General features: G+C 66.9%; 17 protein-coding genes and 1 pseudogene. 12 read left to right on the forward strand and 6 right to left on the reverse strand.

Translation table 11 applies throughout. The annotated features are described in order from the left end of the window. Positions 1–9: 9 nt before the first annotated feature. Genes soxZ through UUA_RS16555 form a run of 3 tightly spaced genes read left to right on the forward strand, consistent with a single transcriptional unit; the run spans position 10 to position 3,044 of the window. On the forward strand, positions 10–330 hold the full coding sequence (soxZ, locus tag UUA_RS16545) for a thiosulfate oxidation carrier complex protein SoxZ (RefSeq protein ID WP_008438957.1): 321 nt from the start codon (positions 10–12) through the stop codon (positions 328–330). 9 nt (positions 331–339) lie between these two features. After that, positions 340–2,061 (forward strand): thiosulfohydrolase SoxB, encoded by a 1,722-nt coding sequence (gene soxB / locus UUA_RS16550; RefSeq protein WP_008438959.1) that lies wholly within the window; start codon positions 340–342, stop codon positions 2,059–2,061. After that, positions 2,058–3,044 (forward strand): MBL fold metallo-hydrolase, encoded by a 987-nt coding sequence (locus UUA_RS16555; protein ID WP_008438960.1) that lies wholly within the window; start codon positions 2,058–2,060, stop codon positions 3,042–3,044. The genes soxB and UUA_RS16555 overlap by 4 nt, the downstream gene beginning before the upstream one ends. An 8-nt stretch (positions 3,045–3,052) precedes the next feature. On the opposite strand, the gene UUA_RS16560 is transcribed toward UUA_RS16555, so the two are convergent. Further along, entirely contained in the window at positions 3,053–3,322 is a 270-nt protein-coding gene (locus UUA_RS16560) for a metal-sensitive transcriptional regulator (RefSeq protein ID WP_008438961.1), read from the reverse strand. Positions 3,323–3,621: 299 nt separating this feature from the next. Here UUA_RS16560 and UUA_RS16565 point away from each other — a divergent pair, with 299 nt between their 5' ends. Further along, on the forward strand, positions 3,622–4,938 hold the full coding sequence (locus UUA_RS16565; protein ID WP_008438962.1) for an OmpP1/FadL family transporter: 1,317 nt from the start codon (positions 3,622–3,624) through the stop codon (positions 4,936–4,938). 105 nt (positions 4,939–5,043) lie between these two features. Here the strand turns inward: UUA_RS16565 and UUA_RS16570 are convergent, their stop codons facing one another. The 4 genes from UUA_RS16570 to UUA_RS16585 all read right to left on the reverse strand — a co-directional run bounded on the left by UUA_RS16570 (position 5,044) and on the right by UUA_RS16585 (position 7,803). Next, positions 5,044–5,985 carry a c-type cytochrome gene (locus UUA_RS16570; RefSeq protein WP_008438963.1) on the reverse strand — a complete coding sequence of 314 codons (942 nt, stop codon included), beginning with the start codon at positions 5,983–5,985 and terminating at the stop codon, positions 5,044–5,046. Beyond that, positions 5,982–6,629 (reverse strand): c-type cytochrome, encoded by a 648-nt coding sequence (locus tag UUA_RS16575; RefSeq protein WP_235605928.1) that lies wholly within the window; start codon positions 6,627–6,629, stop codon positions 5,982–5,984. Before UUA_RS16575 ends, UUA_RS16570 begins: the two co-directional genes overlap by 4 nt. Before the next feature lie 102 nt (positions 6,630–6,731). After that, entirely contained in the window at positions 6,732–7,382 is a 651-nt protein-coding gene (locus UUA_RS16580; RefSeq protein ID WP_235605927.1) for a DsrE family protein, read from the reverse strand. Between the two features lie 7 nt (positions 7,383–7,389). Then, positions 7,390–7,803 carry a phosphate-starvation-inducible PsiE family protein gene (locus UUA_RS16585; RefSeq protein ID WP_039954328.1) on the reverse strand — a complete coding sequence of 138 codons (414 nt, stop codon included), beginning with the start codon at positions 7,801–7,803 and terminating at the stop codon, positions 7,390–7,392. A 739-nt stretch (positions 7,804–8,542) separates the two neighbouring features. Here UUA_RS16585 and UUA_RS16595 point away from each other — a divergent pair. The 8 genes and pseudogenes from UUA_RS16595 to UUA_RS16630 all read left to right on the forward strand — a co-directional run. After that, on the forward strand, positions 8,543–10,951 hold the full coding sequence (locus tag UUA_RS16595) for a DEAD/DEAH box helicase (protein ID WP_008438978.1): 2,409 nt from the start codon (positions 8,543–8,545) through the stop codon (positions 10,949–10,951). Continuing rightward, positions 10,948–11,757: a ribonuclease H-like domain-containing protein gene (locus UUA_RS16600; RefSeq protein WP_039954330.1), complete on the forward strand. Its 810-nt coding sequence runs from the start codon at positions 10,948–10,950 to the stop codon at positions 11,755–11,757. The genes UUA_RS16595 and UUA_RS16600 overlap by 4 nt, the downstream gene beginning before the upstream one ends. Positions 11,758–12,350: 593 nt before the next feature. Next, the gene (locus UUA_RS16605) at positions 12,351–13,412 is read left to right on the forward strand and encodes a HEAT repeat domain-containing protein (RefSeq protein WP_008438980.1); all 1,062 of its coding nucleotides are present in this window, start codon (positions 12,351–12,353) and stop codon (positions 13,410–13,412) included. Next, positions 13,409–14,920 carry a glycosyltransferase family 2 protein gene (locus UUA_RS16610; protein ID WP_008438981.1) on the forward strand — a complete coding sequence of 504 codons (1,512 nt, stop codon included), beginning with the start codon at positions 13,409–13,411 and terminating at the stop codon, positions 14,918–14,920. The genes UUA_RS16605 and UUA_RS16610 overlap by 4 nt, the downstream gene beginning before the upstream one ends. Continuing rightward, complete coding sequence (locus UUA_RS16615) at positions 14,917–16,179, forward strand: YaiO family outer membrane beta-barrel protein (RefSeq protein ID WP_008438982.1); 1,263 nt, start codon at positions 14,917–14,919, stop codon at positions 16,177–16,179. Before UUA_RS16610 ends, UUA_RS16615 begins: the two co-directional genes overlap by 4 nt. A gap of 13 nt (positions 16,180–16,192) precedes the next feature. Beyond that, the gene (locus tag UUA_RS16620) at positions 16,193–18,577 is read left to right on the forward strand and encodes an LTA synthase family protein (protein ID WP_008438983.1); all 2,385 of its coding nucleotides are present in this window, start codon (positions 16,193–16,195) and stop codon (positions 18,575–18,577) included. After that, positions 18,574–19,509, forward strand: a complete 936-nt coding sequence (locus UUA_RS16625) for a hypothetical protein (protein WP_008438984.1) — start codon at positions 18,574–18,576, stop codon at positions 19,507–19,509. The genes UUA_RS16620 and UUA_RS16625 overlap by 4 nt, the downstream gene beginning before the upstream one ends. A 39-nt stretch (positions 19,510–19,548) precedes the next feature. After that, positions 19,549–20,387, forward strand: a pseudogene (locus UUA_RS16630) (glycerophosphodiester phosphodiesterase family protein); the annotation flags it as partial. Between the two features lie 54 nt (positions 20,388–20,441). On the opposite strand, the gene UUA_RS19665 reads toward UUA_RS16630, so the two are convergent. After that, a partial coding sequence (locus UUA_RS19665) for a hypothetical protein (protein WP_008438989.1) occupies positions 20,442–20,852 on the reverse strand: 411 nt, incomplete at its 5' end.

Below are 20,852 nucleotides of genomic sequence, written 5' to 3' on the forward strand. Positions count from 1 at the left end.
ACACGCGTCATGCCAGATCCGACCAAGATTCGCGCCACCGCCAACGGCGACGTGGTGGAAGTGAAAATGCTGATGTCACACCCCGAGTCGACCGGCCTCACCACCGATGCCGCGGGCAAGCTGAAGCTCGCCACGACGCCGCACTACATCAAGACCGTGACGGTTGCGTGCAACGACCGCACGGTCATGACCGGCGACTGGGGCCCGGCGGTCTCCAAGAACCCGTTCCTCACGCTGCGGTTCAAGGGCGGCAAGCCGGGCGACAAGATCACCGTCACCTGGAACGACTCGGCCGGCGAGAGCCGCACCGATGAAGCGACCGTCGGCTGATCGCGCACCATGAACCTGTCACGGCGTGAGTTCCTGCGCGTGCTGGCGGCGGCGTCCGTGGCCGGCATGCCGCTGGGCAAGTTGGCGTTCGCCGCCGATCGGGACGCCCGGTCGTTGTACGACGTGCCGAAGTACGGCAACGTCGGACTGCTGCATTTGACCGATACGCACGCGCAGCTGCAGCCAGTGTATTTCCGGGAGCCCTCGCAAAACATCGGCGTCGGTGCGGTGCGCGGCAGGCCGCCGCACCTCGTGGGCGAGCATTTCCTCAAGTACTACGGCATCGCCGCCGACACGCCCGAGGCCCACGCGCTCAGCTGCCTTGATTTCGTCGCTGCGGCAAAGCGCTACGGGAAGCTGGGGGGCTTCGCCCATCTCGCGACACTGGTGAAGCGCCTGCGCGCCGAGCGCCCGGGCTCGCTGCTGCTGGATGGTGGCGACACCTGGCAGGGCACGGGACTCGCGCTGTGGAGCCGTGGCCAGGACATGATCGACGCGCAGCTCGCACTCGGCGTCGACGTGATGACCGGCCACTGGGAGTTCACCTACGGTGCCGACCGGGTGCGCGAGGTCGTCGACGGGCCGTTCAAGGGCAAGCTCGAGTTCGTTGCGCAAAACATCCGCACTGCCGATTTCGGCGATCCGGTATTCCCGGACTACACCTTGCGGGAAGTGAACGGTGTCAGCGTCGCTGTCATCGGCCAGGCGTTTCCGTACGTGCCGATCGCGCACCCCAGTCGCTTCGTCGACGGCCTGACCTTCGGCATCCAGGACGACCGCCTGCAGCGCACCATCGACAAGGTGCGCAAGGCTGGTGCGGTCGTGGTGGTGCTGCTTTCGCACAACGGCATGGACGTCGACCTGAAGCTCGCCTCCAGGGTGCACGGCCTCGACGCGATCCTTGGTGGCCACACCCACGACGGCGTGCCGCGGCCCGTGGCCGTCAAGAATGCCGGCGGGCAGACGCTGGTGACCAATGCCGGCAGCAACGGCAAGTTCCTCGGCGTACTGGATTTCGACGTGCAGGGTGGCAAGGTGCGCGGCTACCACTACCGCCTGTTGCCGGTATTCGCGAACCTGCTGGAGCCCGACACGGCGATGCAGGCGCTGATCGATCGCCACCGCGCGCCGTACCGCGCGAAGCTGGAAGAGAAACTCGCGGTCAGCGAGGGCCTGTTGTATCGCCGCGGCAATTTCAACGGCAGCTTCGACCAGGTCATCCTCGATGCCTTGCGCGAGGTGAAGGGCGCGCAGATCGCGTTGTCGCCCGGTTTCCGCTGGGGTACCTCGCTGCTGCCGGGTGAGTCGATCACGCGCGAGTGCCTGCTCGACCAGACGGCCATCACTTATCCGACCGCGACCGTCAACGAATACACCGGCGCCGAGCTCAAGGCCATCTTCGAGGACGTCTGCGACAACTTGTTCAACCCCGATCCCTATTACCAGCAGGGCGGCGACATGGTGCGCGTGGGCGGGATGAGCTACGCCTGCATGCCCGGTGCGGCGAGCGGCCATCGCATCAGCGACATGCGCCTGGCCGGCGTGCCGATGGATGCGGGCAAGAAGTACAAGGTGGCGGGCTGGGCGCCCGTCGCCAGCGACCCGGGTGGCGCACCGGTGTGGGAGGTTGTCGAGCAGTACCTTGCCGCGCACCGCACGCTGGCTCCGCCCAACGTGGAGCAGCCGCGCCTCATTGGCGAAGCCGGCAACCCGGGGATCATCGGCGCATGACCTGGCGCGGTCCCGGCGGGCTCACGGCGTGGTGCCTCGGCTTGCTGGTGGCCCTGGTTCTGCCGGTGCACGCGGGTGATTGGGCGCCTACCGACATCGACATGCCGGTGTATCAGGTCGGCCCGCACACGTACTACGTGGAAGGCCGGCTGGATGCGGCCACGCGCGAGAACCAGGGCTTCATTGCCAACGCCGGCTTCGTGATCACCGGCGATGGCGTGATCGTGTTCGACTCGCTGGGCTCACCGTCGCTCGCCGACCGCCTGATTGCGGAGATCCGCCAGCGTACCTCGCAACCGATCAAGATGGTGATCATCAGCCACTACCACGCCGATCACTTCTACGGCACCCCGGCGCTGCGCGCGGTGGGTGCGAAGGTGTGGGTGGACGTGCGTGCCAAGGCTTATCTCGGCTCCGAGGCGGCATTGCAGCGGGTCACCGAACGCCGTGCGCTGATCGGCAAGTACCTTGGTGCCGATTTCAAGCTGCCGCTGCCCGATCGCTGGATCGACCACAACGACTCGTTCAAGATGGGTGCGGTCACGCTGTCGCTGCACCGTTTCGGGCCGGCGCATTCGCCCGAAGACCTCGGCATGCTGGTCGAACCCGACAACGTGCTGTACTCGGGCGACGTGATCTATGCCGGCCGCGCGCCGTTCATCGGCCCGGATTCGGACACGCACCACTGGCTCGTCGCCATCGACGAAGTGCTGGCCCTGCATCCGCGCGTGATGGTGCCGGGTCATGGCCCGGCATCCACCGATCCGCGCCAGGACGCGCAATTCACCCGCGGCTACATCGAGTACCTGCGCACGCAGATGGGCAACGCGGTGCGCAACTGGCAGAGCTTCGACGACGCCTATGCGCAGACCGACTGGTCACGCTTCAAGAGCGTGCCGACCTTCGATGCCGCCAACCGCCTGAACGCCAACTCAACCTACTTGCAGATGGAACAGGAATGGCTCAAGCAGGGCAAGCCGTGACCTGTGACTCAGGCGAACTTCACCAGCAGGCGCATGAGTTCGCCGGTCGACTCGCGGACCGTCGCGGGGCTTGGTTCCTCGTCCACGTGGCTCAACAGGCTGCATGCCAGCATTTCATAGAAGGCGCGATCCAGGGCGCGCCGCGCTGCGGTCATCTGCATCGCGATGTCTTCGCAATCGGCGCCGCCTTCGACCAGCGCCTTGATGCCCCGCAGTTGGCCTTCGACGCGTGCAAGGCGCAACGCGACCTTCTTGCGGCTTTCGCCGATCTCCTGCATGGCTGCCTCCAAACTGATTTCCGATGGGTGCTCCGCACGCCAGCACGCGCGAACCGACGTCACATTCTCTCACGGAGCGAGTTGGTACTGGCGCCTGAACCTGAAGGACGTCCGCGCCGGGTGGCGTGATGCGTCGACCCGATGGCGCAAGGGGGCGCCACGCGGTAGGGGGAGACGCGGCAAAGGGTGAAAAGACCGTGGGTGTCGCACGCTGCAGCAGCAGGGCAGCTCGCCTCTTTGCGAGTCTGCAGAGCCAATGTTTCCGCGCTGTTCCATGAACTGATGAAGGGGGCAACACCATGCAATCGCAGTATTCCACACGCTTCCGTTCCGACACCTGCCGCGCGACTTTTCGCCGCACCGCCTTGTTGATCGCGCTCGCGAGCGTCGCTTCGGGGGCTCATGCAACCGACGGTTATTTCACGCACGGCTATGGCATGCAGGCATCGGGCCGCGGCGGAGCCTCGCTGGCATTCACCGACAACGCCTTCGGCGGCGCCAACAACCCCGCGACGATGGTGTTCTCCGGTAACCGGCTCGAATTGGGCCTCACCGCCTTTACTCCGCGGCGTTCCGCGTCGCGCAGTGGCCTCGGGCCCGGACTCGACGGTTCGGTGTCGAGCAACCGGAAATGGTTCGGCATTCCCGAGTTTGGCTACAACCACATGCTGAGCGACCAACTTGCGCTGGGCGTCACGGTGTACGGCAATGGCGGCATGGACACCGATTATCCCGGCGGCACCTTCAACTGCGGCATGGGATCCGCCAACATGCTGTGCGGGCAGGGTCACCTTGGCGTCGACCTGATGCAATTGGTCGTCGCGCCGACCGTTGCCTATGCAATCACGCCGCGCCAGTCGATCGGCGTCTCACCGCTGTTCGTGTACCAGAGCTTCAAGGCATTCGGCCTGCAGGCATTCGCGGGCACGCCAGGGTTGTCCGCTGATCCCTCCAGGGTTACCGACAAAGGTCGCGATTCCTCCACCGGCGGCGGCCTGCGCCTCGGTTACTACGCAAGGCTGAGCGACGATTTCTCGATCGGCGCGACGTATGCGATGAAGGTGCGCATGAGCCGCTTCTCCGATTACGCGGGCCTGTTTGCCGAACGCGGCCGCTTCGATATCCCGAGCAACTACGGGGCCGGCTTCGCCTGGACGCCGTCGCGCGGCGTGAAGCTGGCGCTCGACTACATGCGCATCAACTACAGCGACGTGCCTGCGGTGGGCGACTCCAGCCTACGGCCGACGCAGCTTGGATCGGCCAACGGGCCCGGGTTCGGCTGGCAAGACGTCAACGTGTGGAAACTCGGCGCGGAGTGGGCGAGTTCAGATCGCTGGACCTGGCGGGCCGGCTACAACCACACCGGCAACCCGATCCGCGGCAGCGACGTCACCTTCAACATCCTTGCGCCGGGCGTGGTCACCAACCACGTGACGCTCGGCTTCACGCACAAACTGGCCTCGGGTAATGAGCTGACCATGGCCTACATGCACGCCTTCACGCACAGCGTATCCGGCGCCTCGATCCTGCCGGTGTTCATGGGCGGCATGCCCGCCGGCACCGAGAAGATCTCGATGCGCGAGGACTCCCTGGGCATCCAGTACGCCTGGAAGTAGTCGGCACGGATCCAGAACGGCCAGTCCGCCACGGGCGACCGCGGTGGACTGACGTGCGGGCAACGCAGCGCAGTGGTCACGCGTGCCACTGCGCCACGCGCGTCATTACTGGTCGCGCGGCGGAGTGCCGGTTCCCAGCAGGTGGCCGTTGATTTCGATGCCGTAGAGCGACCACTTGCTGTCGTGGTGCCGCTTGCGGGTAGCGGCGATGCTGTCCTTGAAGCGCGGATCCTGCGGTCGCTCGTGCGCGTTCATGAACATCGCCGCGTCCCATGCGTCCTGGTCGGTCAAGGTGCCGCCGCGGCTGAAGGGCATGTTGGCCTTGATGAACGCCGCCGCGTTGTCGATGTTGCCCATCCCGGCGCCCCAGTTGAAGGATTCCGGACCCCACAGCGGCGGGAACACAAACTTGCCGGCCACCTGCTGGCCCTCGCCGTTGGTGCCGTGGCACAACGCGCAATGGCTTGCGTAGACCTTTTGCCCGCGCGCGTAGCTGGGTGGCAGTGGCGGCTTGAAGCCTTCCTTGGGATAGCCCCAGCCGGCGAGGTCCTTGCCGGTGGGCGCACCGCTTGCAAGCCAATACGAATAGGCAGTCAGCGCCCGGATGACTTCGCTGTCCTCCGCTGGTGCCTTGCCGTTCATGCTGTACTGGAAGCAGCCGCGCAGGCGATCGGCGAAGCTGTTGACCTTGTCGTCCTTGGCGCGGTAGCGGGGGTAGCGCACGTAGGCGGCCCACATCGGCGCCGAGTTGGCGCGTCGCCCGGCATCGAGGTGACAATTCTGGCAGTTGAGGCCGTTGCCGACGTAGGGTTGGGCGTGGCGGGTCGTATCCGTAAAAATGTCACGACCCTTCCGCACCAAGGCCCCGAACGGGTCGTCCGGAATGGCTGAGTCGGGTGGTGGCGTGAAGGTGGGCAACGCCGCGACCGCCGGCTCGGTTGCGGGATGGTCGACGGCCGTGTGGGATGCTTGTCCGCTGGAGCGCGCCGCCAACGGCACGATCACGATGGCCAGTGCGATGACCGCGATGCGGGGTGCGGGTTTCATGGCTTGCCTCCTTGGTCTCCCGCTGGCTGTGCGGCAAACCATGCGGAAACGGCCTGGATATCTGCGTCGCTGAGCGCCGATGCGACGTGTTGCATCAACCCCAGCGGTTCGTTCTTGCGTGTGCCGCTGCGCCAGTCGCGCAATTGGTTGGCGATGTAGACCGCCGACTGACCGGCCAACGGCGGGAAATTCGTGCCGACGCCCACGCCGTGCGGACCGTGGCACTGCACGCAACCAGGAACCTGCTGGTCCCACATGCCGCGGGTCGCCAGCTGCTCGCCGCGGGCGCGATCGGTGTTGCTGTCGGCGGCTGGTCGTTGCGTCGCGGCAGGCAACGGCATGCGGGCGTAATAGGTGGCCAATGCCTGGCGCTCGGCTGCAGTGAGCGACTTTGCGATCGGCGCCATCGTCGTGTTGGCGCGCGAACCGTCGGCAAAACTGTCGAGCTGGCGCCGCAGGTAGGCGGTGTCATGATGCGCCAGGAGCGGGAAACCGGCGGCGGCCTGACCACCGCCATCGGCGCCGTGGCAGCTTGCGCAGGGCGGCGCTCCGTGCCCGTTTCCCGCAGCGACGATATGCGCGGCATCGGGGGTGGTTGCGCCCGACGCGGCGGCGCACAACACCAGCGATGCGCCGAAGATCAACAACCGGTTGCGAGTATGCATCGAGCGTGCTTCCCCTGAAGAGCTTCCGGGTACGCGCCGCGTGACAAGCGCGCGCGGATCAGTGTCGGAGCCGTCACACACTCACAGTTGCATCAAGGCGTAGCCCTTGAGTTGCAGCTCGGTGATCGTGGTTACGCCGGATAGTGCCACGGGAACGTCGTGGTCGATCCACTCGAACTGGTATTTGTACTCCGCCACGGCCTGGCCGCACACCACGATGTCCACCCCGGCCTTGCGCAGCTCGTGGATGATCGGCAGGTTCGGGTTGTGCACCAGAAACGCATCCTCGTAATGCTTGTCGTCAAGCATCGCGGGCGTCGCCGCGCCGTAGGCGATCGCGACGAAGTGAAGGTTCTTCAGGGGCACGCCGGCCGCGGTGAAAAGGTTGACCGCGCGCGCCACGCGTTCGACAGCCGGACTGACCTTGCTCGGGTCGTCGCTGCCGCGGGTCATGGCGAACACCACTTTGTAGGTGGCCTTCGGGTCGGGCATGAACGACGAGCCCTTGGGCACCGGGTGGATCTCCCCGCCGCTGGTGATGACGCCGGTGTGCCAGCCAGCCGCGTTGGCGTTGTCAGCGGTGGCCGATGTGGCGGTGCCAGCGGCGGCACCGAACGACAGGCTGAGCGCGAGCAGTCCAAGCAGGGCCAGGGTGGATGGGGCATGGTGCATGGCATTTCTCCACGGGATCAGGGGGTGATACGGCAGCGACGGCGGCACGCGGATGGCCATCCAAGCATCAACTGATGGTGCGGGAATGACCGTTCTCGTCGAGGTAGGGATAGCGGGTGTGGCCGTACCGGACCAGCAGTACCGCCACGCCCAACAGCAGGATCGCACCCGCCTCGGCGAGGATGTCGAGCGAGGTCAGTTTGGTGGAGTCGAGCATCATGTGTCGCGCCAGCGCGACCATCGCGACATACAGCGGCATCCGGACCGGCAGTCGGCCCGTGTGCCAGTACACGCTGCTCATGGTCACGATCTCGAGATAAATGAAGAGCAGCAGCAAGTCCGTCACCGACACACTGGCGTTGTGCATCATCGAGCGCACTTCCTGTGCGGCGGCTACCACCGTCGCCATCAGTACCAGCAGCAGGCCGGCATACTCGATTGCGGCAAACATGTGTTTGCCGTGTCGCTTGATGGCGGGCATCGGGAGCTCTGGCATCGGTATTCTCCGTAGCTTGCGGATCGAATCGATACGGCTCCATGCCATGCAGGGTGTGGCCAGCGGCACGGATTCCGGGACTGAAGGCCGGTGCGGTGCTGCGGCGGCCGATGGGTTGCGGCACGTCGGCGCGTGTATGCCTGGTGACAGTCGATGACAGCGGCGTCGACACAGTTTCGCGGTCACGGAGGGCCGCGTGGGAATGCTCATGCATGTGGTGGTTCGAGGCCAAGACCCCCCTCCGGAGTTGACCACAGCCAAGACTGCGCAGCGGCGCCGCATGTGTATGTCCGGAATGTATCACACACCCCCGGGGGTATTAAAGCACGCCCCCGCTTTTGCAAACGCGGTTGACGCATGCATCTGTCGGAGGATGCCGAGGCCAGGCTGACCTGCCTCTGTCTCCATGCCACGGACGAGTGCACGGTGGGGCTGGTGCCGAGGCTCCGCACGACCTGTAATGATCGCAGTTTCGCTTCGTGCCGACGCGCTTCACTGGAGCGCGTCGGCAGGTCCGATCCATTGCGCGCGGTTCGCGGGGAGCACACGCAGGCGGCGTATGTGCGGGCGATCGCCGATGGGGCCAACTTCCCGATCGACCCCGGCAGTCGTTGATGACAGGCCCTGGTTTTTCCGACGGGAGACTGCCGTGATCGTCCGAGCCGGTCTCACGGGGTGAGATGGGCAGCCGATTAACTGCGTCCACCGTCTTCCAGGCCTGTGCATGAACGCTCTCCCTGATCGCTATGCTTCCGACGAACTGGTGCTGCGCCATCCCGGCGATGGCCGCACGCTTGCCCAACGCCTGACGAAGCGGTATGCCGCGCGGATCACGGGGGCCTTTGTGGTGCCCGGACGCGAGGGTTCCTACGCGTCCCTGCCAGACGATCTGCCACCGGCGCTCGCCCAGGCCCTGCGCTCGCGTGGCATCGAACGTCTTTACAGTCATCAGGCCGAAGCGTGGGCAGCGACGCAATCCGGCAGCCACGTGGCCATCGTCACGCCGACCGCTTCGGGGAAATCGCTGTGCTACACATTGCCGGTCGTCACCGCCGCGATGACGCAACGCGCCAAGGCGCTATATCTGTTTCCGACCAAGGCGCTGGCACAGGATCAGGTCGCCGAACTGCTCGAACTCAATCAAGCCGGTGGTCTTGGCGTCAAGGCCTTCACCTTTGACGGCGATACACCGGGTGACGCGCGCCAGGCCATTCGACTGCATGGCGACATCGTGGTGAGCAATCCGGACATGCTCCATCAGGCGATCCTGCCGCATCACACGAAGTGGGCGCAGTTCTTCGAGAATCTGCGTTACGTGGTGATCGACGAGGTGCACACGTATCGGGGCGTCTTCGGCTCGCACGTGGCCAACGTGATCCGCCGCCTCAAACGGGTGTGCGCATTTTACGGTGTGACTCCGCAGTTCATCCTGTGCTCGGCGACCATCGGCAATCCGCAGGAACACGCCGAGGCGTTGATCGAGGATGCGGTCACCGCAATCACCGAAAGCGGTGCACCGACGGGCGACAAGCACGTGCTGCTGTGGAATCCGCCGGTGGTCAATCCCGATCTGGGGTTGCGGGCCTCGGCACGTTCGCAAACCAACCGCATCGCGCGGCTGGCCATCAAGTCCGGCATGAAGACATTGGTGTTCGCGCAGAGTCGCACCATGGTGGAGGTGCTGACCAAATACCTCAAAGACGTGTTCGATCACGACCCACGCAAGCCGGCTCGGATTCGTGCGTATCGGGGCGGCTATCTGCCGAAGGAACGACGGGCGGCGGAGCGCGAGATGCGTGCCGGGACCATCGACGGCATCGTGAGTACCTCGGCCCTGGAACTGGGCGTGGATATCGGCGGCCTCGATGTCGTCGTGCTCAACGGCTATCCCGGCTCGGTGGCGGCCACATGGCAGCGCTTCGGGCGCGCCGGGCGCCGCCAGCAGTCCGCCCTGGGTGTGCTGGTGGCAAGCTCGGATCCCCTGGACCAATACCTGGTGCGCCATCCGGAGTTCTTCCAGGATGCGCCCCCCGAGCACGCCCGCATCCAGCCCGATCAGCCGTTGATCCTGCTCGACCACATCCGTTGCGCCGCCTTTGAACTGCCCTTCGTCGGTGATGAGATGTTTGGCACCGAAGTGACCACACCCTGGCTTGACGTGCTGGGCGAGGAAGGCGTGCTGCACCGGGAAGGCGACCGCTGGGAGTGGATCGCCGACAGCTACCCCGCGATCGCCGTGTCTCTCCGGTCTGTCGCCGATGGCAATTTCGTCGTGGTCGACCGCACCAATGGACGCCAGACGATCATCGCGGAAGTCGACTACACCGCCGCACCGGTGACCCTCTACGAAGGCGCCATCCACATGATCCAGTCCGTGCCCTACCAGGTCGAGCGCCTCGATTGGGCAGGGCGCAAGGCATACGTCACGCGCACTCAGGTGGATTACTACACCGACGCGATCGACTACACCAAGCTCAAGGTGCTCGATTGCTTCGACACGTCTGACGCGGGGTGCGGGCAGGCGCATCACGGGGAGGTGCATGTCGTCCGTCGCGTGCCCGGCTACAAGAAGATCCGCTTCTACTCGCATGAGAACATCGGCTACGGCCCGGTCAACCTGCCGGACCAGGAGCTACACACCACCGCGGTGTGGTGGCAGTTGGCCGCGGTGGTACTCGACGCCGCCTTTGAAGATCGCCAGCAGGCGCTGGATGGCTTCCTCGGGGCGGCCTATGCCTTGCACATCGTGGCAACGGTGGCGGTGATGGCCGAGGCGCGCGACCTGCAAAAGTCGGTGGGCAGCGGCGACGGTACGTGGTTCGTCAGCGCCGACCTGTCGGGCCGCGGTCAGATCCGCGGTATCGACGGTCAACCTGCCGCTCTGGCGGCGAATGCGCCCTTCACGCCGACGGTCTATCTCTACGACGCCTTTCCTGGTGGCATCGGTCTGAGCGAGCCTTTGTTCCATCGCCGCGAGGATCTGGTGGCTCAGGCCGTCACCCTGATCGAGCGCTGCGATTGCCGCGGGGGCTGCCCGGCCTGCGTGGGGCCAGTGCTCGCGGCTGACGAAGATGCGGCTACCACACCGAAGGCACTGGCACTGCGTGTGCTCGCCCTGTGGGTGGCGCTGTGAGTGCATTGCTCCAGAAGCTGCGCGGGCTGCGCACGGAGGCGGGACTGGCTGCGCCGGTGATCGCTCCACCCGCGTCGACGGATGTCCGGCGACTCGTGCAGTTCCGCGCCAAGCACACGCGACCGGCGCTGCCGATCGCGTCGCTCGATCGTGAAGTGGTCGGCGAGGAAATTGCGCCGGGACTTCGATTCACCGAAACCCATGCGGACTGGCCGTCGCCACCGGGCATCATCGATGCACGTTTTGCCCGCCTCGATGATCCGGTGCACGGCGCCAACCTGATGCACTTCGACACCGAAACCACGGGCCTGGCCGGCGGCACGGGGACGCGGGCGTTCATGATCGGAGCAGCCGACTGGGTCGGTGAACGCTTCCGCATTCGCCAGCTGACGATCACGTCGATGAGCGCCGAAGCCTCGATGCTGCGGACGTTCGCTTCATGGCTGAATCCGGAGACCGTGCTCGTCAGCTATAACGGCAAGTGCTACGACGCCCCGCTCCTGGCTACCCGCTATCGATTGGCCCGCCTGCCCAACCCGCTGATGGGATTGCGCCACCTGGATCTCCTGCACCCGGTGCGGCGCCGCTGGAAAGGCGTGTGGGAGAACTGTCGGCTGGCGACAGTCGAACGACAACTGCTCGGCGTGGTGCGCGAGGATGACTTGCCTGGTTCCGAAGCACCTGCCGCGTGGCTGACTTATCTGCGTGGCGGCCCGGCGACCAACCTGCGGCGAGTGGCTCACCACAACGCCCAGGATCTCCGGAGCCTGGCGGGCGTACTGCTTCATATGGCCAGGATTCCCTGAGGCATCACAACGAAGGACCTGACGATGTACGGAAGCCTGGGCGATCCAGCTTCGACTTGGTGAATGCTTGCGCAGCCAGGACGGTCGCGCGAGCCGTCATCCATGCGCTGCCTCCGTTGGCGGTGCGGAGCCACACCGCGAAGTGGGACAGCAGCAACCGGACTCTGTCGCATGTCGTGTCAGCACCGGCACGAATTGCTGATTTGACCACCGGCTTTGCCCCGAGAGACCTTCGAGGTCGCGATGGCCTGCTGCCTACCACGTTCGATCCGGGAATGACAGTCCCGATGAGCCGCCTTTATCTTGGCCCTGATCTGCATTAATGTGACCTAAGTCACAAAAATTGTCGGCATGGCGATCGGCTATGCCTTCCATGGGAACAGGGCCCATGTCCTGGCGCACGCATTTTCAGCCTGCCGTGCGCAGGGTTCACGCTGTTGTTCACGCCCCGGCCTCGGGCCGGCATGGGTGGCTGCGCCTCGCGTGGCCAGATCGTGAGCGGCAACGCAGCTGTCCTTGTTGGTGGAACGAATTGTGCATGGATCAGGCATGGGCTGGGCCACGTGCCGCAAAGGCGACCAAAGGGGACCGTGATGGACAATCCTGTCAATGAGGCGACGCTGCTGATCGTGGCGTATTGGGTGGCGGTGCTCACCCTGGTGCTCGCCTTCAGCCTGTTGTCGGTCATTATTTTCCTGCGTGCACGTTCGCGCCGGCGCGAGCGGCGCGACCGGCATGCGCGGCTGCACTGGTCGCAGCTGATGCAGCGCGTGCTGGCGGGCGAAGAGCTGCGGTTGCGCCCGCTGGGGCAGGGTGAAGTCGCCGGCTTCATCGAAACCTGGAACGCGACCCACGAATCGCTGTCGCGCGCGGAGTCGGCGCGATTGCTGCCGCTGGGACAGCGCGTGGGCCTGGCGGATGCGGCGCGACGCATGTTGCAAGGCAACTACCACGATCGCGCGATGGCCATCATCGCGTTGGGGCACCTGCGCGAGCAGGACATGTTCGACGAGCTGGTGCCGTTCCTCAACGACCGCAGCCCGATCGTCTCGCTGTGCGCGGCACATGCGCTGGGGCAGGTGGACCCGCCCCGGGCGATGGCGATGTTCGTGCCGATGATCCTGCAGCGCGACGACTGGATGCCGGGTAACGTGGCCCGCATCCTGGCCCGCAACGAGGACGGCAGCGCGGCGCGCGAACTCGACAGCGCCTTGCTGCATGCCAATACCAGCACCATCGCGAAGCTGGTGCGGTTCCTGGCCGAGATCGATCCCGCGCGTGCCGCCGCGGTGATCCGGCAATTGCTCGACAGCTCGGTCGACGACCATGCGATCTCGGTCTGCCTGCAGCTGGTGAACGACCGGCAGGACCGCGAGCGGGTGGCGGGCTTTCTCGACGCGCCGCGCTGGCACGTGCGCATGCACGCAGCGTCGGCGCTGGGCCGCCTCGGCGAGGCGACCGACACCGAGCGACTGGAGCCGATGCTGGCCGACAAGGTGTGGTGGGTGCGCTACCGCGCCGCACAGGCGCTGCTGGCGCTGCCGGGCATGGGCGCGGCCGCGCTGCGCCAGCTGCAGCAGCGGCAGGACGACGCCTACGGGCGGGACATCATCGACCAGGTGCTTTCCGAGCACGACATGGGAGTCGTGGCATGAACACGCACTGGAGCGCGGCCCCGGGCTTGCTGCAGCTGGGCTCCTGGGAGCATGTGCTGGTCTCGATGCAGTGGATCTTCATGATCTACTTCGTGGCGATCAATCTGGCCTACCTGATCCTCAACTACATCTCCGCCTACCAGATCGTGCGCTACATGCGTGAGTACCGGGCCAACTACCTGCCGCCCGGCCTGCGTGAATACCAGCCACCGGTGAGCATCGTGCTGCCCGCGCACAACGAGGAGAAGTCGGTGGTGGCCTCGGTGCATTCGCTGCTCAAGACCAACTACCCCGAGTTCGAGGTCGTCGTGGTCAACGACGGCTCCAGCGACCACACCCGCAACGCGCTGATCGAGGCTTTCGGTCTGGTGAAGGTGCCCGAGGCCTATCGCGCGCGGCTGCATACCGAGGAGGTCATCGGCGTCTACGCTTCGGCCCGCTACCCGCACGTGCGCATGGTGGACAAGGTCAACGGCGGCAAGGCCGACGCGATCAACGCCGGCATCAACTGCGTGCGCTATCCGCTGTTCTGCGTGGTGGACGCCGACTGCATCCTGCAGCCGGAGAGCCTTTCGCGGGTGGTGCGTCCGTTCCTGGAGGATCGGCGCGTGGCGGCCACCGGCGGCGTGGTGCGCGTACTCAACGGCTGCAAGGTCGCCGACGGCATGCTGTCCAGGGTGGGCCTGCCCGATCGCTGGCTGCCCAGCTTCCAGGTGATCGAATACCTGCGCGCGTTCCTGTTCGGGCGCATGGGCTGGTCGCCGATGAACGCGCTGCTGATCATCTCCGGCGCGTTTGGCGTGTTCTACAAGGAGCGCGTGATCGCCATCGGCGGCTACCGCGACGACACGGTGGGCGAGGACATGGACCTGGTGGTGCGCCTGCACCGCAACCTGCGTGAGGAGAAGCGCGACTACCGCATCGTGTTCGTGCCGGACCCGGTGTGCTGGACCGAGGTGCCGACCGACGTCGCCTCGCTGGGCAACCAGCGCGTGCGCTGGCAGCGCGGCCTGGCCGAAAGCCTGTGGTCGAACATCGGCCTGATGTTCAACCGCCGCGGCGGCGTGGTGGGCTGGGTGGCGTTCCCGTTCATGCTGCTGTTCGAGTTCCTCGGCCCGATCATCGAGGTGGTCGGCTATGTCTCGATGATCGTGCTGGCCCTGGCCGGGCTGGTGCCGCTGAAGGTGTTCCTGGTTTTCCTGGCGGCGGCGATCGGCATGGGCGTGCTGCTGTCGGTCAACGCGATGCTGCTGGAGGAACTGTCCTTCGGCCTGTACGCGCGGCCGGCGCAGCAACTGCGGCTGTTCGCAGTCGCGGTGCTGGAGAACTTCGGCTACCGGCAGATGAACTCCTGCTGGCGCTTCTACGGCACGCTGCTGTGGCTGTTCGGACTGCGCAAGCACCATCGGTGGGGCCACATCCGGCGCGACGGCTCGTGGCACCACGGCCAGGTGGAGAACGAAACGATGCCGATCGACCAGGTTGCCGAAGGGAGCAAGCAGGCATGAAGCGCAGCAACCCATCCCGCAGGTCGCGTATCCGCTGGCCGCTGCTGCTGGCCCTGGCGGCAGCTTCGCCCTGCCTCATGGCGCAGACCGCCGCTGCCGACGCGCTGACGACCCAGCTGGCGCAGATACGCCAGCTCGCCACCGGCGGCCAGCGGTCGGTGGCCATCCAGCGCTACACCGCCTTGCTGGCCGAACACCCCGGCAACGGCGACCTGCTGCTGGCGCGCGGGCGCACCTACGCCTGGGACGGGCAGTACGCCGCGGCCGAAAGCGACCTGCGCCAGGTGGTGCAGCAGAGTCCGGCTTACGCCGACGCCTGGTCGGCGCTGGGCGACGCCTATCGCTGGAGCGGCCGCCCACAGCAGGCTGCCGACGCCTACGCGCAGTGGGTGGCGCTGGCGCCGAACGACCCGGCGGCGCGCATGGCGCGCGGTGCTGCCCTGCGCGATGCCGGCCAGAGCGCGGCCGCCCGCGCCGATTTCGACGCTGCAGCGGCACTCGGCGCCAACCCCGACGAGATCGCCAGCCTGCAGCGGAGCCTGCTGCCGGGCGCGGTCTATGCCAGCCGGGGCTATCGCTGGGGCGTCAACGCCGGCTGGGGCTACACCGGGTTCAGCGGCGGCCGGCAGGACTGGCACGATACCGACCTGTCGCTGCGGCGCTACTTCGACCGCGGCTCGCTCGCCCTGGAACTGCTGCGCGCCGACCATTTCGGCCGCAGCGACACGGCCTGGGCATTGGACGGTTACGTGTCGCTGTGGTCGCGTGCCTATGCCAACCTGCGCTACCAGCAGGGCCCTGCCAGCGGCATCCTGCCGAAGCGGGCGTGGCGCATGGAAGTGTTCCAGGGCGTGGGCAGCGGCTGGGAGCTGTCGGCCAGCGTCGACCAGCTGCACTTCACCGGCAACACCAACTTCTACGGCATCGGCGTGGGCCGCTACGTCGGCAACTGGTATGCCCGCTACAAGCTGCAGTACGTGCCGGGCGCGGGCTCCGGCAGCTGGAGCAACCGCTTCGTGCTGCGCAACTACTACCGCGGCGATGCCGACGATTACCTGGAGCTGAGCGCCAGCAGCGGCCGCAGCACCGACATGGACCGCTTCGGCACCATGGTACGCAACAGCAATGCCGCCATCGGCGTGTCCTGGGCGCACTACCTTTCGCCGCATTGGGGGTTCAAGCTGGGTGCGGGCTACGCCAGCGACGACGACGGCTACGACGAACGGCGATTGTGGCTCACGCTGTACGCGCGCTGGTAAGCGGGCCGCGCCGATGAGCACGGCGCGTCACGGCCAGGCCTGGTCCCGCTTCGCCGCCATGTTCCCGGCCTTGCTGGCGGCGCAGTTCGTGCTGGCGGCAGGCGCGGTCACCCATGGCGTCGCCGGCATCGCGCGCGGCGACAGCCAGCAGTGGGCCGTGGCCGGCGTCGCGCTTGCGCAGGCAGCCCTCGCGCTGCTGCGCGCGGCGCCGATCCTGCTGCTGCTGTCGCTGCCGCTGCTGGCCTTGAAGCGGCCGCGGTGGCGCGTCGCGGCGGTGGCCGTACTTTGGTCGTTGTTCATCGCGCTGCAGGCCGCGCTCGACCAGTACTTCCAGGTGGCGCGGGTACCGCTGGGCGCGGACCTGTTCGGCTACAGCGTCGCGGAAATCCGCACCACGCTGTCCGGCGGCCTGCCTTCCGATCCGCGCAGCGTACTGGCCTACGCCCTGCCGCTGCTTGTGTTGTGGGGCAGCCTGTACGTGTGCGCGCGCTGGTGGGCAGGCGGCTCCGGGCGGTGGACGACGTGGCTGTTGGCGGCAGGCCTGCTGGCGTGGCTGTTGCCGCTCCCGACGGGTGCGCGCGTGCTGAGAGACGACGCGGCACGCGACCTGGCCAGCAACAAGCTGGCGTGGTTCTGTGCCGATCTCTGGCGCTGGTCCCGACGCGGCGCCGTGGTGGTGCCGGCCACCGGCGCCGCAGCCGCCGTCGCCGTCGCCGGTGCGGATGAGCCGCCGCTGGACCCGCAGTTCCCGTTCCTGCATGCGGAGCAGACGCCGGACACGCTCGGCCCGTACTTCGCGCCCACCACCGACGGCCGCCCGCCCAATCTGGTGGTGATCGTGGTCGAGGGACTGGGGCGTTCGTTCTCCGGCCCGCAGGCGTCGCTGGGCAGCTTCACGCCGTTCCTCGACGAGCTGGCGGCGCGCAGCCTGTACTTCGACAACTTCCTGGCCAACCAGGGCCGCACCTTCGGCGTGCTGCCCAGCCTGTTCAACTCGGCGCCGTTCGCCAGGGCAGGTTTCACCGCGCTGGGCGCGCGCATGCCACCGGGCCCGGGCCTGTTCAGCCTGCTGCGGCAGCAGGGCTACCACACCGCGTTCTACAACGGCACCGATACCCGCTTCGACAACGAGCGCGCGTTCCTGCAGCTGCAGGGCGTGCAGCATCTGGTGGACCTGCAGAACTTCGGCGCCGGCTATCAGCGCGATCCCTTCAGCGAATGGGGCTACCCTGACCGCGAGCTGGTGTCGCGCGTGCTGGCCGACAGCACGCAGCTGCAGACGCCGTTCCTGCTGGCGATGCAGACCATCTCCATGCATACCGCCTACCAATTCCCCGGGCAGGACGCCTACCTCACGCGCTTCGAACAGCGCCTGCGCGAACTGCGCATCGACGACGCGCGGCTCGCGGCCTACCGGGCCGACGCCAACATCTACAGCACCATCCTCTACACCGACGAGCAGCTGCGCCGCTATTTCGACGCGGTGGCGAAGCTGCCGTGGTACGCGAACACGCTTTTCGTGATCACCGGCGACCATCGCCTGCCGGAACTCCCGATGGGCGAGCACCTCGACCGCTACCACGTGCCGCTGATCATCTACTCGCCGCTGCTCAGGCAGGCCAGGCGCATCCGCGCGGTGTCCTCGCAACTGGACGTCACGCCGTCCTTGCTGGCGCTGCTGTCGCATGCCTACGGGCTGCAGCGGTCGGCGCGCACGCCGTGGCTGGGCACCGGCCTGGACCTGGACGACAGCTTCCGCAACACGCATCAACTGCCCCTGCAGCAGACCAAAACCAGCGCGCCGGACTACCTGGCCGGCCACTGGTGGCTGCATGATGGAAAGCTGTTCGAACTGCAGGAGGGCATGCGTCTGGCGCCGATCGACGATGCACGGACGCGCGACTGGGTGATGCGTCGCCTGCAACGCTACGAGCAGGCCAATGCGATCTTCCTGCAACAGATGAAGCTCGCCCCCGAGGGCGCCACGCCGCCGCTGGTGGCTTATCGGGAGGCCGTGCAGGAAGCGCAGCCCATCGGCGAGGCGCCGGTCATGCGCGGCCTGTCGACGGCTTCGGCCGAGGTGGCCGTTGCCGGCGACGGCGTACAGCTGACGGCCATGTTCAGCAACGGCGATGCGCAAGCGAGCCGCGCCTTCGTGCCGCTGGCGGTGCTCACCGCCGAGGATGGCCGCGAACTGCAGGAAGTCTCCGGCCGCGCCCTGCAGCTTCCGGCGGACGGGCAGCAGCAGGTGCAGCTGATCCTGCAGCGTCCGGGTGCCTGCGGCAGCCGCTGCTACGTTTCGGTGTTCCCGTCCGATCCGCAAACCGGCCGGGCGATCGGGCAGGGGCGATACCATGTGCCGCTGGATGTCCGCGCCACGGCAGGAAGCGCGCCATGATCCGCCTCTCCCACCTGTGCCTGCTGCTGGCGCTGTGCGTGTTGCCGATCGATGCCATGGCTCAGGCCAGTCGCGCCGTGTGGACCTGGGAAGCGGAGTCCTACGCCATGGTCGAGGACCCGGCCGTCGCGCAGGAAGCGGTGCGCTACCTGCAGTCGCAGCACATCGACACCGTGTATCTCTATGCCGACGCGTACCGGGGCCACAACCTGATCGTCGAGCGGCCCGAGTTGTATCGCGCCTTCATCGAGCAGCTGCACCGTCGGCACATGAAGGTGTACGCGCTGCTGGGTTCGGCCTATCTGCACACCGAGAACTACGTGCTGCCCACCTACCGCGAGCAGGCCGAGGAGATGTTCCGCCGCGTGCTGCAGTACAACGCCGCCGTGCCGGTGCAGGCGCGCTTCGACGGCGTCAACCTGGACATCGAGCCGCACATCCTCGACGAGTGGAACGAGCATACCCGCGAGCGCCTGCTGACCGGTTTCCTGGACATGGGCGACGCGCTGATGAAGCTCAAGCGCGAGCACCACGCCAGCCTGGTCGTGGGGCCGGCCATCCCGTTCTGGCTGGACGGCATCGAGCTGGAATGGAAAGGCGTCCGGCGCCCGGCGAGCGAACACGCCATCGAGCTGTTCGATTACGTCGCGCTGATGGACTACCGCAACAAGGCCGCAGGCAGCGACAGCATCCTCTCGCACGCCGCCAGTGAGATCGCCTACGCCGACCGTGCTGGCAAGAAGGTGGTGATCGGTCTGGAGGTATCGCCCAACGAGCTGGACAAGGTCACCTTCGACCAGGTGGGGCCGAAAGTGTTCGAGCAAGCGCTGGGCACGGTGGAACAGGCCTTGCGCGCCGACCCGTCGTTCGCCGGTTTCGCCATCCACCATTACCGCACTTACCGCAACTGGATCGAACGGCATCGGGAGTGAAGGCGGGGCGCATCGCCAGCGATGTGCGCGTTGGCGACCGCCCATCCGCAGTTCGCCGCGCGCCGCACCCGCAGGAGCATCGGCGGCGAGGCGGTCGACGGCTGGTTCTGCGAGGACTTCACCCTGGCCGAGCTGGCCACGCTGCGCGCGCGAACGACGGTTGCCGCAGCTGCGTGGCACGCGGCACGCAGCACGACGGCGAATTTCCGCTCGCCACGCTGGGGGGGATCATCGCCCTGCTGGCCGTCGAGTCCGCCACGCGCGGGCGCTTCATCGGACTCATCCCGGAGATCAAGCACGCCAGCTATTTCCGCCGCATCGGCCTGCCGATGGAGGATGCATTGCTGGCCACACTGGTCGCGCACGAGTACACCCGGCGCGCGCCGGTGGAGATCCAGTCCTTCGAGATCGGCAACCTGAAGTACCTGCGCGGCAAGCTCGGCGATGGCTCGCACGGCAACATCCGCCTGCCGCAACTGCTGGGCGACGCCGGCGAGCGGCTGTACGACGTGGCCGCCACGGGCGGCACCCTCGACTATGCGCAGATGATGGCGCCTGCCAGCCTGCGCGCCATCGCCACCTGTGCGGACGCGATCGGCCCGAACGTGCGCGCGATCATTCCGCTGGCACCGGACGGCCGCCTCGGCACGCCCACCGCGCTGGTGCGCGACGCGTATGCCGCCGGTCTGGAAGTGCACCCGTACACGTTCCGCCCCGAAAACTGCTTCCTGCCGAGGGACCTGTGGCAAGGCAGTGACTCGCACGGTGTCAGCGAGGCCGGCTCGACGGCCGGGATCCGCGCCTATCTCGTCGTCGGCATCGATGCGTTCTTCGCCGACGATCCGGCGACTGGACGCAAGGCGCTGGAGGGAGGCTGAGCCGCAGCGGGGAAAGGCGCCCGCAGGCGCCTTCGCGATGCCGCATCCGGCAACTCAGCTCTTGCCGATCTGGAAATCCTGCTTGGCCACCGGTTTGCCGTCGAGCGAGATCTCGACCTTGTACTTGCCTGCCGGCCACAGGTCGGGGTTCTGCACCTTGAACGTGGTGATGGCGGGGCCGTCGGTGGCGATCGACTGACTGATGCTGCTGACCAGCTGGCCCTCGCCTTCCAGGTAGCTCCACTTCGCGTTGAGCGTGGCGCCCTGGGTGCTGCCCTCGGTGGCGACGGTGGCGTAGAGCGTCTTGTCGCTAGTGGCGAAGCTGTCGCTGGCGCGCAGCACCTGGTGCTCGGCGTTGACCGCGCTGCCCAGGGTCAGCTTGGCTACCGTGAACGGCGCGACCGGCGGCGTGGCCACGGAGGTTGCGCTGGCCGCGCCGACCGTGCCGGCCGCCGGCGGCACCGC

Source organism: Rhodanobacter thiooxydans LCS2 (genome assembly GCF_000264375.1).
GTDB lineage: Bacteria > Pseudomonadota > Gammaproteobacteria > Xanthomonadales > Rhodanobacteraceae > Rhodanobacter > Rhodanobacter thiooxydans.

Bases quoted from the DNA above. Each gene is read 5' to 3' on its own strand.
- soxZ (WP_008438957.1), top strand. From the start codon at position 10: ATGCCAGATCCGACCAAGATTCGCGCCACCGCCAACGGCGACGTGGTG.
- soxB (WP_008438959.1), top strand. From the start codon at position 340: ATGAACCTGTCACGGCGTGAGTTCCTGCGCGTGCTGGCGGCGGCGTCC.
- UUA_RS16555 (WP_008438960.1), top strand. From the start codon at position 2,058: ATGACCTGGCGCGGTCCCGGCGGGCTCACGGCGTGGTGCCTCGGCTTG.
- UUA_RS16560 (WP_008438961.1), bottom strand. From the start codon at position 3,322: ATGCAGGAGATCGGCGAAAGCCGCAAGAAGGTCGCGTTGCGCCTTGCA.
- UUA_RS16565 (WP_008438962.1), top strand. From the start codon at position 3,622: ATGCAATCGCAGTATTCCACACGCTTCCGTTCCGACACCTGCCGCGCG.
- UUA_RS16570 (WP_008438963.1), bottom strand. From the start codon at position 5,985: ATGAAACCCGCACCCCGCATCGCGGTCATCGCACTGGCCATCGTGATC.
- UUA_RS16580 (WP_235605927.1), bottom strand. From the start codon at position 7,382: ATGGCCATCCGCGTGCCGCCGTCGCTGCCGTATCACCCCCTGATCCCG.
- UUA_RS16585 (WP_039954328.1), bottom strand. From the start codon at position 7,803: ATGCCCGCCATCAAGCGACACGGCAAACACATGTTTGCCGCAATCGAG.
- UUA_RS16595 (WP_008438978.1), top strand. From the start codon at position 8,543: ATGAACGCTCTCCCTGATCGCTATGCTTCCGACGAACTGGTGCTGCGC.
- UUA_RS16605 (WP_008438980.1), top strand. From the start codon at position 12,351: ATGGACAATCCTGTCAATGAGGCGACGCTGCTGATCGTGGCGTATTGG.
- UUA_RS16610 (WP_008438981.1), top strand. From the start codon at position 13,409: ATGAACACGCACTGGAGCGCGGCCCCGGGCTTGCTGCAGCTGGGCTCC.
- UUA_RS16615 (WP_008438982.1), top strand. From the start codon at position 14,917: ATGAAGCGCAGCAACCCATCCCGCAGGTCGCGTATCCGCTGGCCGCTG.
- UUA_RS16620 (WP_008438983.1), top strand. From the start codon at position 16,193: ATGAGCACGGCGCGTCACGGCCAGGCCTGGTCCCGCTTCGCCGCCATG.
- UUA_RS16625 (WP_008438984.1), top strand. From the start codon at position 18,574: ATGATCCGCCTCTCCCACCTGTGCCTGCTGCTGGCGCTGTGCGTGTTG.